The organism is Geobacillus sp. B4113_201601 (assembly GCF_001587475.1).
In the GTDB taxonomy this organism is placed as follows: Bacteria; Bacillota; Bacilli; order Bacillales; family Anoxybacillaceae; genus Geobacillus; species Geobacillus icigianus.
Genome location: NZ_LQYX01000109.1, coordinates 1 through 1807, shown reverse-complemented (window position 1 = coordinate 1807; position 1807 = coordinate 1). Strand labels below are relative to the sequence as shown.

General features: G+C 34.0%; 3 protein-coding genes. 2 read left to right on the top strand and 1 reads right to left on the bottom strand.

Going from position 1 to position 1807, the window contains the following annotated elements; genetic code table 11:
* The coding region (locus tag B4113_RS20790; protein ID WP_235598029.1) for a DUF4277 domain-containing protein at positions 1-318 on the bottom strand (318 nt) is incomplete at its 3' end.
* A gap of 212 nt (positions 319-530) precedes the next feature.
* Here B4113_RS20790 and B4113_RS15055 point away from each other — a divergent pair.
* Complete coding sequence (locus B4113_RS15055; protein WP_153017169.1) at positions 531-1001, top strand: hypothetical protein; 471 nt, start codon at positions 531-533, stop codon at positions 999-1001.
* A gap of 71 nt (positions 1002-1072) precedes the next feature.
* Entirely contained in the window at positions 1073-1681 is a 609-nt protein-coding gene (locus B4113_RS15050; protein ID WP_082799326.1) for a VanZ family protein, read from the top strand.
* The last annotated feature ends 126 nt before the right edge of the window (positions 1682-1807 follow it).

The window sequence follows — 1807 nt, the reverse complement described above, 5'->3', positions numbered from 1 at the left end:
TTGATGGAGATTCGCCTCATACAGTCGATCCCAATGACGCGCGATGGCATCGTCGTTGAACCAAGACGGCTCCAGCTCTGGCCGAATCAGCTTCGGCAAATCGATGTCATGCGCCCATTGTTCCAAATGAACGAGCGCTTGCCGGCCGCTCAAGATATCCAGAACGATTAGCTTGACGATATCGCTGGCTCGAGTTTGGCATTGTGGATCCACGGGAACGAGATGATCCATCAACTGAGGAAGGTCAAGATCTTTAAACAGGGTGCTTATTATATTCAAATAAGAACTTTCATAAATGGCCCGAATTCGAACGTCCATGATGGGCAAACTCCTTTGCTTTCCTTGTGTTTCAAGGTTTGATTCGACAGGAAGATAAAAAAATCCTCCCGATTTTTGTCGAGAGGGTGCGAAATGTGAGGTGAAGAGCCGTTTATATTAAAAAAATTCTTGAAAATACTACATAAGTTGAAATTTTATTTTACATCCCGCTGATTACTCTCATATCGGCTTGTACTTAGATGAAACCCGCAGTGAAAAATCCGAAATTCTTTATTGCAACTTATATATATTTATATTATATAATATTTTTTGAAAAAAACGGAAATGGAGATGGTAAAATGATCAAAAGAGTCGCAGCTCTCATTGGTGTTTTTAGCGTGGTTTTCGCAACGGTTGCTTTTGCTGCAAGTGACAGTTACAATGGTTATTTTACTACTTCCGTCATGACAATCGGGTCACTGGATGTATCGGATGGAAGCATCTCTGTTACCCACTCTCAAGAGTATACTTTAGGAAGAACTGTTTCCATAGATGCTTACCGTAAAGGTTGGCTTGGTTATAGTAAGGAGAAGACTGTTGGTAAAGTATCTTCTGATGTAACTAGTAAATCGTTAAGCACAAGTGGTTTTCCAGATGGTAACTACAAGTTAAAATTTGTCGAAATAAGTGGCAACTGCATAGGATGTAGAGAAATCCATGTTTGGGGTTCTTGGAAAAATTGATATAAGCGATGAATAGATTTATTATGAAAAGAGATAGTTTTTCAATCTCTTTTTTTTAAGAGGTGAGAACAATGACGGTTAAAATTTTAAAACAAATTGGTATTCTTTTAGCATGTTTGATCACTTCTCAATTAATCATGTATTACTTTGTAGATGATTATATTATTAATGTGGCTTCCAGCCCAATTATTTTTATTTCAGGTAGATTAATACTAGCGACTGTATTATGGATCGTTGTGAACCTACTATTCGGAGCTAGAAAATCAAACTTTAGTATAAAAAACTATCGGACACAATTCGTTTCTTTTTATATTATTTATTTAGTATTTTTAGTATCGATTTTGTTTTTCAAGGACGGGGTTTACCATCGTCAATATAACTTCATTCCACTGTTAAACCTTTTTAAATACCAAAATGTGAATAATGACATTTTCATCATCAATATTATTTCTAATATATTTATGTTTATCCCGTTAGGTATAGTTGCTTTGTTATTTATTAAAAATAAACTATTTAATTATTTACAAGTATTTTTATATACAAGTTTATTTATTGAGTTAATACAGTTTATTTTCAAAAGAGGAATATTTGATATTGATGATATCATTCTAAATACCATAGGAGGATTCATCGGCGTTTATTTAACCCAAAAGTTTTTATTAAAAAAAAAATCAATCTAAAAATCAATTACATTCTAAAAACTAGCTATTATCGCTAATTTTTTTGGTTCATCACCAAATTTTGTGATTTAGTGACAAAAAAGAGAAAGCACTGACGAGATCCTGGCAATAATGTTAGCGGTGAAA

Coding starts and splice junctions, on each gene's coding strand:
- B4113_RS15050 (WP_082799326.1), top strand. CDS start 1,073: ATGACGGTTAAAATTTTAAAACAAATTGGTATTCTTTTAGCATGTTTG.